The organism is Ochrobactrum chromiisoli (assembly GCF_026241335.1).
Taxonomy (GTDB): domain Bacteria; phylum Pseudomonadota; class Alphaproteobacteria; order Rhizobiales; family Rhizobiaceae; genus Brucella; species Brucella chromiisoli.
In genome coordinates this window covers 71,147-84,701 of the sequence record NZ_JAPHAV010000002.1, presented here as the reverse complement: position 1 = coordinate 84,701, position 13,555 = coordinate 71,147, and the positions used below count along the sequence as shown (strand labels likewise).

Below are 13,555 nucleotides of genomic sequence, written 5' to 3'. Positions count from 1 at the left end.
GACAAATGTCATATACCTATATTGACATACGTCGAATTGTTTGTGATTTTTGCCATGCGTGGTCAAGGAGGATGCCGTGCAGACGTTCTTGAAAATTGAAAAACCAAAAAAATCGTTCGCAGAGGATGCCGCCCTTTACAACGGCATTGTCGCCTGCAAATCCACATTCCGCTTTATTCGGATGGGTATTCAGCAGCGCGACGGCAAAAAGATTTGGCTATGCCGCGAAGAAATTGAGTATTCCACGCCCGATGACGCTCTAAAATCTGGCATTTCCATCATCGAAGGCGCGCATTCCTACCGAACGCTTCGCGTTTTCGGAAGAAATCGCAGCCATCGCAGTCTTTATGGCATCAAACGGCGCGAACATGATAAATGGTTCAGACCTTCTGATTGATGGTGGAGACACACTTCTTTCACAAAGCAAATGGTCTCACGCTTGCTCGTTACCAAAATACGGCATTAAAATTTCAGAGCGGGAACTTATCTCTCGCCTTCAATAGGTGCAAAATGCAAAGATTTATTAACAATCCGGATGAAGTTGTCGAAGACACCGTCAAAGGCTTTATCAAAGCCCATAAAGATCTGGTCCGGTTGTCGTCGGAAAACCCGCGTGTTGTTGTCGCCCAAAATGCACCAATCGAAGGTAAAGTTGGCGTTATTACTGGCGGTGGCTCGGGCCATGAACCTGCTTTTATTGGTTACACCGGTAAAAATCTCCTCGACGCGGTGGCTGTAGGAGAGCTTTTCTCGTCGCCAACCGCCAAGAGCTTTTATGATGCAGCCCGCGAAGCCAATGGTGGAAAGGGTGTTGTCTGTCTCTATGGCAATTATGCCGGAGACAACATGAACGTGAAAATGGCGATAAAGCTTGCTGCCAAGGCCGGAATTGAAGTGCTGACTGTTGTCGCCAATGATGATGTCTGCTCGGCCCCTGCCAGTGAACGGGAAAAACGTCGCGGTGTTGCTGGCGAAATCTTCATGTGGAAGATCGGTGGTGCAAAAGCTGCATCAGGTGCTAGCCTTCTTGAAGTACAGGCAAGCGCGCAGAAAGCCATCGATAATTGCCGCTCAATCGGTGTTGGTCTTGGCCCGTGCACACTGCCGGCGGTCGGGCATCCAAACTTCACGATTGAACCCGGAACGATGGAAGTCGGTATCGGTCATCATGGCGAGCCGGGCGTGCGTGTCGAACCGTTGAAGCGCGCCGACGAGATTGCCCGGGACATGAGCAAGATCGTTCTCGACGATCACGATCTGCCGGAAGGCACCGAAGTTGCCGTTCTGGTTTCCGGGCTTGGCGCCACGCCAGTCAACGAGCTCTATATTCTCAACGATACCATTGAGCGGGAGATCACCGCACGCGGCCTCAAGATCTATCGTACCTATGTTGGCAACTACTTTACCTCGCTTGAAATGGTTGGCGCAACACTGACAGTCATGGCGCTGGACGATGAACTTAAGACGCTTCTGGATGTCGAAGCCCGGTGCACGGCAGTTCTCTAAGAAAGAAATATATCATGCAGACATTCAAAAATGCCGGATCGGGTGAAATCGTTCTTTCGCTTGCAGACAGAATTATCGAAAACAAAGCTTATCTCAGCGAAATTGACGGAAAAATCGGTGATGGCGATCACGGTGTGAATATGGCCAAGGGCTTTGGCCTTGCAGCCGAGCGCCTGAGAAATAAGGACGTCTCGCTTGCAGAAGGTCTTGATACGTTAGGCACAGTTCTGCTCACCGAAATCGGTGGGTCAATGGGGCCGCTTTATGGTGTGATGTTCAACGAATTCGCAGAAAAGCTGGAAGGCGTTGAGAATATCGATGCTGCCGCTTTCAGCGCGATGCTTCATGCCGGTCTTGAAGGCATCCAGTCAATCGGTTCAGCAAAGCTTGGTGACAAGACGCTGCTTGACACGCTGATCCCGGCAATCAATGCTTTTGACGAGGCCAATAACGATGGTCAGTCCTTCTCCGAGGCCCTTGATGCACTCTCGGTGGCTGCTGAAGCCGGTCGCGATTCCACGCTTAATCTCGTCGCAAAAATCGGACGTGCAAGCCGCCTCGGCGAGCGCTCGCTAGGGGTTCTCGACGCAGGTGCAACATCCTGCGCGCTGATTCTGACGGACTTGTCTGCGCAGGCAAAAAACCGTCTTCAGCAATAAGTCTGCATAGAATTTGAATTTGATGGCTGAAAACTGTGTGAGCAAACACGTTCAGCCATCAAATTCGCTCTATCATGTTGCAATCGCGATCACTTGCTTTCATCGTTGCGGCCGGAACGGAGGCAACAGAACATCGCATGACGCTCAAGCCCAACACATCGCGCAAAGTCGGCAAACCCCGGTCGAATGCCAGCGAAAATGCGACCGCTATCCCCATGCGTTACGGAGACGATCTTTATGTTTGGGCCTGCTGGCTTTACTATGAGGATGGCCTGACGCAGAGCGAGATTGCCGATGTTATGGGTATCTCGCGCGCGACCGTAAACAGCTATCTGGCTGAGGCGCGCGAAAAAGGGATCGTCAATATTTCTATCGGCGGCGGCTGGCTTGAATCCCTGTCTGTCGCGCAGGAACTCAAGCGCCATTTTGGTCTGACCGATTGCCTTATCATCCCTCACGATGACAATGCCCGTCCGCTGATTGATCGCCTTGGTGTGGCGGGTGCCCATGCTCTCAACAAGACGTTGAAATCCGGTGACACACTGGCTGTAGCCTGGGGCCGGACCGTACTTGCAGTGGGCGAGCATACTGATATTGCAGCCCTGCAGGATGTGACTGTTGTGCAGGCGACAGGCGGAACGACCGCATCCTTCCCCTATACGCCGGAACGTTGTGCTGCGGTGCTCGCAGAAGCCGTATCTGCGCGCTGTGTCAACATCACGGCGCCCGCCATGGTGCGCTCGCCAACAGCCCGTAATGTGCTGCTCGAAGAACCCCTGATACAAGAGCAGTTTGCGACACTGGAACAGGCCAATCGCATACTGTTTGGTGTGTCCTCGCTTCGATCCAATTCCACGATTCATACAAGTGGCTTTTTTGAATCCGTATCCTTGCAGCACTATCTTGCGGCAGGCGCGGTTGGTGTTGTTGCCGGGCGCTTTATTGATGAACGTGGAAAAACCGTTGCCGGGCCGCTGGATGGCCGCACAATCGGCATCTCACTTGATAAACTGCAAAAGATACAGACGCGGATTGCCGTGGCTGGCGGCTTTGACAAGGTGCCGGCGCTGCTTGCGGCCCTTCGCGGCGGTCATATCAATGTGCTGGTTACCGATGCGGCAACCGGACTTGGAATCCTGCGTGCAGACAGCGTCATCGATCTCGAAGCGCGCCTTTCGCAGCGCCCAAAGGCCAGTCAAATGCCTGCGGCGTTTCGCATGCGTGTGAAAAAGCTGCTCAACAATCCAAATGAGGTGGTTGAGGAAATGCTCGACGGCGCTGTGCGGGCGCATGGCAAATTCCTACAGCCCATCGGCACCTCCAACCGCGCGCTCGTTGCACGTGAGGGTCCCCGTGCTGGCAAGGTCGGACTGGTGATTGGTGGCGGTGCCGGGCATGAGCCATGTTTCCTCGGCTATGTGGGCAAAGGACTTGCCGACGCAGTGGCTGTCGGCAACGTGTTTTCCTCACCACCGCCCGACCCTATTGTTGCATGTGCACTTGCTGCATCCAAAGGCGAAGGGGTTCTCTTTGTCTATGGCAATTATGCCGGCGATGTCATGAATTTCGAGATGGCGGCTGAAATGGCCGAGGAAAAAGGTGTCAGGATTAAAACTGTTCTGACCACCGACGATATTGCCTCCTCACCCATTGATGACAAGGACGGTCGGCGTGGCGTGGCAGGCAATTTCTTCGTTTTCAAGGTTGCAGGTGCGGCCTGTGACAAGGGGCTTTCACTGGAAGCGTGCGAAGTTGTGACACGCAAGGCCAACGCACGGACCTTCACCATCGGTGTTGCACTGGAACCCGGCTCATTGCCGCAAACAGGACGGCATAACTTCGAGATCGGGCCGGAGGACATGGAGATTGGCGTCGGCATTCACGGTGAGCCGGGTGTTTCGCGTGACCGAATTCGACAGGCTGATGAAATCGTTGATGGCATCATGGACAGAATATTCAATGAAATGAACGCCGTCTCTGGCGATCGGGTTGCCGTTTTGGTCAATTCATTTGGAGCCACACCGCTCATGGAGCTTTATGTTCTCTATCGACGTGTCGCCCAGCGGCTGGATGCCAAGAACATTCATATTGAAGCCAACTGGGTCGGGCATTACTGCACCTCTCTGGACATGGCAGGGGCTTCGATATCGATCCTTCATCTTGATCAGGAATTGAGCGAGCTGTTGCAGCATCCATGCGAAACGGCAAGCCTTAGAATAGGCTAAAACGCCGGTATTTATTGCCTTTTCTGTTCTGCCTATAAGTAAATTAGCATGCGCCTTATGATGAGCAACACGGCTTACGGTTGTAAGGTTCGAGGAGGAATTTCATGTCGGAAACTGCGGCTCGCCGTCTTGCAAACATGTTTGATGCAGTTTCAACTGCCATTGAAGCTGACAAAGATCGGCTTTCCGAACTTGATGGCACCATAGGAGATGGGGATCATGGCACAACCATGGCCCTTGGGTTTAAGGCGGTGAAGCGCGAATTGCTTCAGCTTGATCTGGATGATGCGAATATTTCAACCGTTCTCAATACGGCTGCGACAGCCTTTATCAACGCTGTGGGAGCATCCACCGGACCACTCTATGCAACCGGTTTTCGCCGCGCAGCGCAAGCAACAATGGAACGCAAAGACCTTGATTCCGCAACATGCGCGATCATTATCGAAGCAATCGGTGTGGGCATTCGTGAACGCGGCCATGGGCAGCGCGGCGACAAGACGATGCTTGATGCCTGGCTACCAGCTGCAGAAGCCGCGCAAATTGCTGTTCAGGAAGATCTGGACTTCCGCGCGTTTTGGGAAAACATAGTGGCGGCAGCAACTGCCGGTGCCAACTCGACCCGCTCCATGATTGCAACAAAAGGCCGTGCAGCGCGCCTGCGTGAACGCTCACTCGGGCATGTTGATCCGGGCGCTGCATCCGCTGTTATCATATTACAGGCGATGGCTTCGTCCGTGAAAGACTGACTGGAATAGACGAGGCCAAAAGCCTGTTATTCAACAAGCTTTGTGCCGAGTATATCTTTCGCGAGGTGACAAAAAAACGATACGCCGCGCTCAAGAATCTCATCGTTGAAGTTGTAAGTTGCCGTATGCAGACCAGAGCTATCGCCATTGCCAATCAGGAGATAGGCACCGGCTGTCTTTTCAAGCATGAAAGAAAAGTCTTCACTGCCCATAAACGGCTTATCCAGGTCTTCAAAACTGTCTTCACCAAAATGCTGAGCAACCGTTGCTCTTGCCTGTTCAAAGGCCCTGGCATCATTAATCGTCGCCGGATACCCCGTCATCCAATCGAAACTCACATCGGCGCCATAGCTCGCCGCCTGCATCTTCGCCACTTGCTCGACCTTATCACGCAGCGTTTCGCGTATCATGGGATCAGTCGCGCGCATCGAAACTTCGAGTTTTGCCGTATCGGGAATAACATTACAGACCGCACCCGAATTAAAGGCACCAACGGTGATTACGCTTGCCTGATGAGGCGGGACATTGCGGGCAACGATAGTTTGCAACGCCATAACGATGCTTGACGCCACCACAATAGGGTCGATCGTCTTTTCAGGCTCCGCTCCGTGTCCACCGCTGCCCTTCACCGTCAGCGTCAAAGCATCGATGGACGCCGCAATCGGACCCGCTTTGGATGCAAGTTTTCCAGCTTCAAGCCCCGGCCAGTTGTGCAGCGCAAACACCTGATCACAAGGGAAACGCTCAAAGAGCCCCTCCTCGATCATCATTTGCGCACCGCCATAGTTTTCTTCGGCAGGCTGGAAAATGAAATGAACAGTTCCTGAAAAATCCTTATCCTGTGCAAGCGACCACGCGGCCCCCAATAGCATGGTTGTATGGCCGTCATGACCGCAAGCATGCATTTTGCCACTGTTCTTACTCGCGTAAGACAGGCCCGTTTCTTCCAGAATTGGCAGCGCATCAAAATCGGCGCGAAACCCGATAGAACGGTTTGAGTTGCCGCGGCGCAAAGAAGCGACGATACCCGTCTTTGCAAGACCACGGTTTAACGCATAGCCCCACTTTTCCAGCGTCGAGGCGATAAATTCGGAAGTCTCCACTTCCTCCAGTCCAAGCTCAGGGATGCTGTGCAGATGTCTGCGGATCGCTTTGAGTTCGTCGATAAATGCGCCTTGATTTTTATCGGTCATGTTTGTTGTACTCAATTCATATGCAGGAACTGGCGCAAGCGTGGCGACTGTGGATGACTCATCACAGTCTCTGGCGCACCACGTTCTTCAACCAGCCCTTGGTGCAAGAAGATAACTTCGCTCGAAATATCGCGGGCAAGCGCCATTTCATGCGTCACCATGACCATGGTACGCCCCTCTTCAGCAAGCTTCTTGATAACCTGCAACACTTCCGTCACAAGCTCCGGATCAAGTGCCGAGGTTGGCTCATCAAACAGCATAACCTCCGGTTTCATTGCAAGCGCCCGCGCGATAGCAGCACGCTGCTGCTGCCCACCTGAAAGCTGCGTCGGATATTGATCCCGTTTAGGCGTGATACCCACTTTTTCCATCAAAACCTCGGCCTCGGCAATGGCTTCGGCTTTTGACATGCCCAAAACATGAACAGGGCCTTCGATTATGTTTTCAAGGATCGTGCGGTGTGACCAAAGATTGAAGCTCTGAAACACCATGCCCAGACGCGTACGGATGTGAACAAGCTGTCGAGGATCGGCAGCATGCGATTTTCCGTCCGGCCCGACCTTCGTGCGGATTACCTCCCCCGCAACTGCGATCTCGCCTTCATCCGGTGTTTCCAGGTAATTAATGCAGCGCAGCAAAGTGCTTTTACCGGAGCCACTGCTGCCGATCAGCGAGATCACATCGCCTTTTTTGGCTTCAAACGAGATGCCTTTGAGAACCTCGACACCAGCAAAGCTCTTGTGAATATTGCGGACGGTGAGTGCCATGGACGTCATTTTGAATTGCTCCTGAAACAGATCAGACCATAGACGCGCGTGAGCCACTCATGCGCCGTTCAACCACATTCATGATCCGGGTGAGGATGAACACAACGGTGAAATAAAGAATGCCTGCTGCGATCAGTGGCTCAAAGATCGACAAAGAACTGCGTTGAAGCGCGCGCGCGGTACCCATCACTTCCATGATGGTGATCGTTGAGGCGAGCGACGTCGATTTGAGCAGAATGATAAGATCACTGGTCAAAACGGGCATACAATGACGGAAAGCCAGCGGCAGCGTTATGCGACGTAGAATCTTGAACCGCGTCATACCAATAGAAAGTGCAGCTTCGATCTGGCCGCGAGGGATCGACTTGATCGCACCGCGAATGACTTCCGCATTATAGGCACCCTGATTGAGGCTCAGCGCGAAGACCGCATACCATAAGCCGTCACGCATGTAAGGCCAGAGGAAGCTATGTCTAACCCAGGTTCCGGGCAGGATTTGCCCAAGCCCGTAATAGATCAGATAAAGCTGCACCAGAAGCGGCGTGCCACGGAAAATGAACGTGTAAGTGAAAGCAGGCCATTTCAGGACGCGCTTTTTTGAAAGAAGCGCCAGAGCACTCAGTGTTCCAAAAACAAGACCGATGACACCCGCCGTTGCAGTCAAGAACAGCGTCAGCGGGAGCGCTTTGATAAGCGGCGGCAGGAACTCAATGATTTTTGCAATCGATTCCATTATCCGTGCCCCCGGCTCAGGCGCTTTTCGAGCTGTATAATGATCAGAACCGAAACCAGCGTGATGCACAGAAAGAGAAATGCTGTGAGGCCATAAAAGAAGACGTATTGCTTGGTCGATGCGGCTGCACGATAACCCGTATAAAGCAATTCATGGAATGAACCGAGAACCGAAATAATGGCGCTTTCCTTGGTGATTGAGAGCCAAAGATTACCGATACCGGGAACCGCATGACGCATCATTTGCGGGAAAGTGACACGCGTGAATATCTGGCGGCGGCGCATACCGATGGACAGCGCAGCTTCTATTTGCCCGCGCGGAATAGCCAGATAAGAAGACCGCAGCACTTCCGTCATGAACGCGCCGTTTACAAAAGCCAGCGCGATAATTGCCGCCCAGAAGGCACTGAACTGGAAATCGTTTCCGACAAGACCGCTCGCTTTGAGCAGCTTCTCGGCGCCTGTGGCGACAGAAAAATAAAGCAACAGGATAACAAGCAGCTCCGGCAAAGCCCGAACCACTGTCGTATATAATTCGGCGATAGCTTTTATGAAGCGATTGCGCGAGAGCTTCCCGGAGGCGCCAGCAAGACCAAAAACAAACGAGACTGCAAATGCCACGGCTGAGACCTGCAAGGTCATCATAAGTCCGTGCGCAAACTCGTCTCCCCAGCCCTCACTTCCCCAAGCGAGCAGTTGCCAATAAGAATCCATAACGATTCATCCGATCAGACAGGAAATCATTCAGAGCATTGTTCCCTTGGACCAAAGCGCAGAAAACAATCCGAAGTTTTGAAACGACGCATCGCAATTTCCAAAAAACAAATTCAGTTTTTTGGATCGACGCTGCAGGGCGAACGCCGCTACCGGCGTTCGCCCCTCATCAGGATTATTTCTGTTCGAAAATCCACTTGTCGACGAGTCCTTTCAGGGTGCCGTCCTTGTCGAGCTCGGCAAGCGCCGCATCGACTTTTTCAAGCGTCGCCGTATCGCCTTTACGCACCGCATAGGCAACACCTTCACCCAAAACCACACTCTTGGGCGCAACAAGCTTAATTTCGTAATCAGCGCCCTGCGGCGTTTTGAGGAAGTTCTGCACGAACAAATCCGGTGCGAGAACATAATCAACGCGGCCTGCAACCAGATCAGCAACCGAATTGTCTGCGGTGTCGTAGCTCTTCAAAGAAACATCCGGCAGATACTTGGTCATATAGGCCGACTGTACGCTCGATGTCTGAACACCAACGATCTTGTCAGCCAATGATGCCTGATCGACAACTTCGCCTGAACCGTCGCTTGCAGCAACCGTGCCAACCGTGTCTGTATCCGACTTCGCACCGACGACAACGGTACCTTCCGTATAATAAGGCGTGCTGAAATCAACGACCTTGCGACGCTCATCTGTGACGGAAAACGCACCGATAATGAAGTCCACCTTGTTTTCAGTCAGCGAAGGAATGAGACCATCCCATGCCATGGACTTGAATTCGCACTTGTCTGCGAGCTTCTCGCAAAGTGCGCGTGAAAGGTCTGCCTCCAGCCCTTCCCACTCTCCTGCCGCATTAACCTGTGTGAAAGGCATATACGGCTCCGGCGTCATACCGAGACGAAGCTTTCCTTCCGCCTGAGCGGCACCACCAGCCAATGCAACAAGCGCAATCGCACCTGCAATTTTCCCTTTAAAACCAACCATGTTCCCGTTCTCCTTATATTTTTGTAGCGGCCTGCCTTTGGATGAGAGCAGGCACAGGGAATGCAGAGAGAAAACGGCCCAGGAGCGAATGCCCCCGAGCCATCAGAATTATTTGCGATACCAGCGAAGCGACATGCACGAAAGGCCGGCGTCGATCTTGCCGATTTGCGTTGTCTTGAGCGGAACCACGTTATAGCCACTCTTTTCCAGCAACTCGATGGTGCGTGGGAAGTCGGAGCCTACCATCACCACGTCATTGACGCGCAATGCATTTGCAGCTGCCTCTTCACCTTCGGGCACGATCAACTGACGAAGGCCCGAAAAGACACCGGACTTTGCAAGGCGGCTCGTGGAAAGAACGGTTTCTTCATCAACCAGTGAGCAATCAGTTTTGAAATGAAGTACGCCTTCAGGGGTTGAGACAACCTCACCCTTGCGCCCAATCTTTTCAAGGCTGGCGATCAGTGCAGCTGCACCTGCTTTGTCGGTACGGGCGGAAAGGCCGATCATCACAGTTTTCTGTGTCGTCAGAACATCGCCGCCATCGGCAAAGCCCGGTTCCGGCAGTTCCACAACCGTATCAAACATCTTGCGCAGCGTCGGTTCGATCTTAGCCGTTTCGCCAACACGGGTCAGTGCGCCCGGACGAAGCAAAATTGCACCTTCAGTAAAGACGAGTGCAGGATCTTCAACAAAAATAGAATCGGGGAATTCTTCGAGTGCCGGAAGAATGGTGACCTCGACGCCTGCAGCACGCATGGCAGCAATATAGGCATCGTGCTCAGCCTTCACACCTTCATAGGTGGGATTGCCGCTATCCAGCGCGCGAAGACCATTCACCACAGAGTGCGAAGGCTCACGGACGATGATCGAATTGAACTCATAAACAGGTCTGTTGGAAGACATTGAAGGTTTCCCTTATTTAAGCTGGAGCCTATCTAACCGGCTCTTGATGTTGCGTAAAGCAAATGTGTGCCGTTTGTTGTGCGGCGCGAGAGATGAATGCCAGCCAACATGCACCGAACCGATCCGCCTGCAAGTTCGATCGTCGGGACTGCGAAAGGCATCAGCTTCGCGGTCTGTTCGATTGTCTCGATCTGGATCTTGCTCAATGCGGCATAGGCGCGTGCAGAAAGCGCCAGAACCCGGCCATCACGACCTTCCAGTTCAATGGCATTTCCTGCAAATTCACCAATCTGCTCAGCAGAGAGATGAATGAGCGTGCGACCGGTTTCCTGCAACCGATCAACAATGTCCTGACGACGGACCGGATCTGTGATCAGATCGGTACCCACCAGCGCGTAATCCGTACCAATGCACATCAGCACATTGGTATGATAAATCGGCCTTCCCGACGAATCGACCGCATCGAACACCATCGGTTCAAAGTTGAAATGTGTACAGAAACGCTCGAGCGCCACTTCATTGGTGCGGTTGGAACGGGCTGCATAGGCTACACGTCCAATATGGTCGAGAACCATGGCGCCGGTGCCTTCGAGATAGAAGTGATCGCGCTCCAAACCGGAGTAATCGATCACATCCTGAACGCGATAGTCGCGTTTGAGCATTTCGATAACATCAGGGCGGCGTTCTTTCTGGCGGCTTTCCGAAAACATCGGATAAATGGCAACATGCCCGCCCGAATGGGTCGAAAACCAGTTGTTTGGAAAAACGGAATCCGGCAGCGCTTGGGTTTCGTCTTCAAACAAATGCACCGTTACGCCCGCATCGGCCAAACCTTCTGCCATGGCTGTGACTTCGTCGAAGGCTGCTTTCGCAAGAACTTCAGCAGAGCGTTGTTCGTCGATAGACTGAAACGCATTGTCCTTTGCGGTTTGCGCATTGGGCGTAAAATGGTGCGGCCGGATCATAACGACCGATTTCGGACTCTGGACAGAGGGTCTGCTCATTCTCAGACTATTCTCACTGCTAAAACATGTCGCGGAAAAATTAACGGGTTTCCACAAGGGACATGCATGAAAACAAGGGGTTAAAACATATGGCGTTTCAGGAGACAGTTGACATTTCTGGCTCACCACCACGCCAGCTCAAACGATGTCGACGTGGACCTCGGCTGTATAATCAGACTTTTTGTCATCCGCTGAACATCCTTACCCTCACCTCCATCAGAACTCTGAGAAGCAGATTAGGAGAGCATAAAGTCAGTTAAAATTATAAAAGTGCTGGGTGAATTGTAAAAATTATAGCAATTTGCACAGTCAAAATGTAAAAAACGCTATGCATATTTTTGACGAACTGGATCACAAGCTCATTGCCATTTTAAGAGAGGATGGACGTGCGCCACTCTCGAAGCTGGCGACAATCCTCGGCGTTTCACGCGGGACCGTGCAGGCGCGTCTCGACCGATTGCTTGAGACAGGTGCAGCGCTGGGCTTCACCATACGCGTCCGGCAAGATTCCAGCGATGGAGTTGTGCACGCGATCATGCTGATCGAAGTGCAAGGTCGCTCAACAACCAAGGTCATAAAACTTTTAAGAGGTTTGCCACAGATACGCACGCTGCACACGACCAATGGGTCATGGGATCTGGTGGCAGAAATACATGCGGAAAGCCTTCACGAATTTGACCGCGTTTTGCGTGAAGTGCGAACAATCGAAGGCGTCCTGAACAGTGAAACCAGCATTCTGCTGAGCAGTGTTTAATTGATTTGCAGACGATAAGCTGGGCCGGTTTCGTCAAAGCCCACTGCAATGGTGCGTATCTTTAACAAGCGCGAGTTGTTGTTGCAATTAATCAGCCGATTGCGGCATCATGAGTGATAAAGCCCATTGGCATCACTGGTGACAAGATTATCCTGCATCAGGCATCAAACATCGAGCGCAAACCATGTTCGACTATTGTATCGTAGGTGGCGGCATCGTCGGCTTGGCGACCGCTTTGAAAATAGTCAAAAGCGAGCCGGATGCTCGCCTTCTTTTGTTGGAAAAAGAAAGCACGCTGGCCGCGCACCAGACCGGACATAACAGCGGGGTTATTCATGCTGGGATTTATTATAAGCCCGGCAGTCTGAAAGCCGAGCTTTGCCGCGCAGGTGAGCGCATCACGAAGCAATTTTGCGATGAAAATGCTATTCCCTACCGCACACCCGGAAAGCTGGTGGTTGCCACCAACCAGATCGAATTGCAGCGCTTAGACAATCTCGAAACAAATGCTGCGACGAACGGCATCAATTGCCGTCGATTGAATAATGCGGAGCTAATCGAGATCGAACCGTCTGTGACGGGGCTTGGTGCATTGCTCGTTGAGCAAACCGGGATCGTTGATTATCGCGCAGTCTCTCAGGTCATGGGCGATATTATCAGAGCTGCTGGTGGCACCATCCTATTCAACATTGAGGTTGATCGCATCGAAGAGCGTTCCGACAGCGTCCGTGTCCATACAGATAAGGATGTGTGGGAAAGCCGTTCTGTTATTGCCTGCGCCGGACTACAGGCAGACCGCCTCGCACAACGTTCGGGAAAAGCCGTAGACTTCCAAATCGTGCCATTTCGTGGTGAATATTACGCGCTAAAGCCGGAACTTAGCAATCTGGTCGAACGCATGATCTACCCGGTGCCTGATCCATCTATGCCGTTTCTCGGCATTCACCTAACCCCGATGATGGATGGCAGATTAACGGTGGGGCCAAATGCAGTTCTTGGAATGTCGCGCGAAGGCTATCACAAATTCTCGGTGAGCCTTGAGGACATCGCCACATATGCAAAATTCCCCGGCTTCTGGAAGGTCATTTCAAACCATCTTCGCTCCGGCTTGAACGAAATGAAGGACAGCGTATTTAAATCCAGTTATCTGGAAAAATGCCGCAAATATTGCCCGTCGCTTCGCGCTGATGACCTTCTGCCTTATCGCGCCGGAATACGTGCGCAGGCTGTCTCGAAAGATGGCGCGTTAATACACGACTTCAAATTTTTACGCTCAAAGCGCGTGCTGCATGTCTGCAATGCGCCCTCGCCTGCGGCAACCTCAGCGATCCCGATTGGCGAACTGATTTTCAGACACTTACATCAATAGG

13 protein-coding genes and 1 pseudogene are annotated in these 13,555 nt (G+C 52.4%); 7 read left to right on the top strand and 7 right to left on the bottom strand.

The features are described 5' to 3' along the window. Positions 1–278: 278 nt before the first annotated feature. From OPR82_RS07135 to dhaL (OPR82_RS07115), 5 genes and pseudogenes are all read left to right on the top strand, one after another. Positions 279–416: pseudogene (locus tag OPR82_RS07135) on the top strand (SDR family oxidoreductase); the annotation flags it as partial. A gap of 94 nt (positions 417–510) precedes the next feature. Next, positions 511–1,506 carry a dihydroxyacetone kinase subunit DhaK gene (locus tag OPR82_RS07130; RefSeq protein ID WP_265983975.1) on the top strand — a complete coding sequence of 332 codons (996 nt, stop codon included), beginning with the start codon at positions 511–513 and terminating at the stop codon, positions 1,504–1,506. 14 nt (positions 1,507–1,520) lie between these two features. After that, positions 1,521–2,165, top strand: a complete 645-nt coding sequence (gene dhaL / locus OPR82_RS07125) for a dihydroxyacetone kinase subunit DhaL (protein ID WP_265983974.1) — start codon at positions 1,521–1,523, stop codon at positions 2,163–2,165. 137 nt (positions 2,166–2,302) lie between these two features. Next, complete coding sequence (locus tag OPR82_RS07120) at positions 2,303–4,390, top strand: bifunctional sugar-binding transcriptional regulator/dihydroxyacetone kinase subunit DhaK (RefSeq protein ID WP_265983973.1); 2,088 nt, start codon at positions 2,303–2,305, stop codon at positions 4,388–4,390. A gap of 104 nt (positions 4,391–4,494) precedes the next feature. Then, entirely contained in the window at positions 4,495–5,136 is a 642-nt protein-coding gene (dhaL, locus tag OPR82_RS07115; protein WP_265983972.1) for a dihydroxyacetone kinase subunit DhaL, read from the top strand. Positions 5,137–5,162: 26 nt separating this feature from the next. Here dhaL (OPR82_RS07115) and OPR82_RS07110 read toward each other — a convergent pair whose 3' ends face one another. From OPR82_RS07110 to ctlX, 7 genes are all read right to left on the bottom strand, one after another. Continuing rightward, entirely contained in the window at positions 5,163–6,329 is a 1,167-nt protein-coding gene (locus OPR82_RS07110; RefSeq protein ID WP_265983971.1) for a M20 aminoacylase family protein, read from the bottom strand. 11 nt (positions 6,330–6,340) lie between these two features. Further along, a complete protein-coding gene (locus tag OPR82_RS07105; RefSeq protein ID WP_265983970.1) occupies positions 6,341–7,105 on the bottom strand; it encodes an ABC transporter ATP-binding protein in 765 nt (254 codons plus the stop codon). Between the two features lie 22 nt (positions 7,106–7,127). Further along, complete coding sequence (locus OPR82_RS07100) at positions 7,128–7,829, bottom strand: ABC transporter permease (RefSeq protein WP_265983969.1); 702 nt, start codon at positions 7,827–7,829, stop codon at positions 7,128–7,130. After that, entirely contained in the window at positions 7,829–8,542 is a 714-nt protein-coding gene (locus OPR82_RS07095) for an ABC transporter permease (RefSeq protein WP_265983968.1), read from the bottom strand. Before OPR82_RS07095 ends, OPR82_RS07100 begins: the two co-directional genes overlap by 1 nt. A 175-nt stretch (positions 8,543–8,717) precedes the next feature. Continuing rightward, positions 8,718–9,521 (bottom strand): transporter substrate-binding domain-containing protein, encoded by an 804-nt coding sequence (locus OPR82_RS07090; protein WP_265983967.1) that lies wholly within the window; start codon positions 9,519–9,521, stop codon positions 8,718–8,720. 108 nt (positions 9,522–9,629) lie between these two features. Next, positions 9,630–10,427 carry a dimethylarginine dimethylaminohydrolase family protein gene (locus tag OPR82_RS07085; protein ID WP_265983966.1) on the bottom strand — a complete coding sequence of 266 codons (798 nt, stop codon included), beginning with the start codon at positions 10,425–10,427 and terminating at the stop codon, positions 9,630–9,632. Between the two features lie 32 nt (positions 10,428–10,459). Beyond that, positions 10,460–11,431, bottom strand: coding sequence for a citrulline utilization hydrolase CtlX (gene ctlX / locus OPR82_RS07080; protein WP_265983965.1), 972 nt, complete (start codon positions 11,429–11,431; stop codon positions 10,460–10,462). Between the two features lie 328 nt (positions 11,432–11,759). Here ctlX and OPR82_RS07075 point away from each other — a divergent pair, with 328 nt between their 5' ends. Then, complete coding sequence (locus tag OPR82_RS07075) at positions 11,760–12,185, top strand: Lrp/AsnC family transcriptional regulator (RefSeq protein WP_265983964.1); 426 nt, start codon at positions 11,760–11,762, stop codon at positions 12,183–12,185. A gap of 184 nt (positions 12,186–12,369) precedes the next feature. Then, complete coding sequence (gene lhgO, locus OPR82_RS07070; protein ID WP_265983963.1) at positions 12,370–13,554, top strand: L-2-hydroxyglutarate oxidase; 1,185 nt, start codon at positions 12,370–12,372, stop codon at positions 13,552–13,554. The last annotated feature ends 1 nt before the right edge of the window (position 13,555 follow it).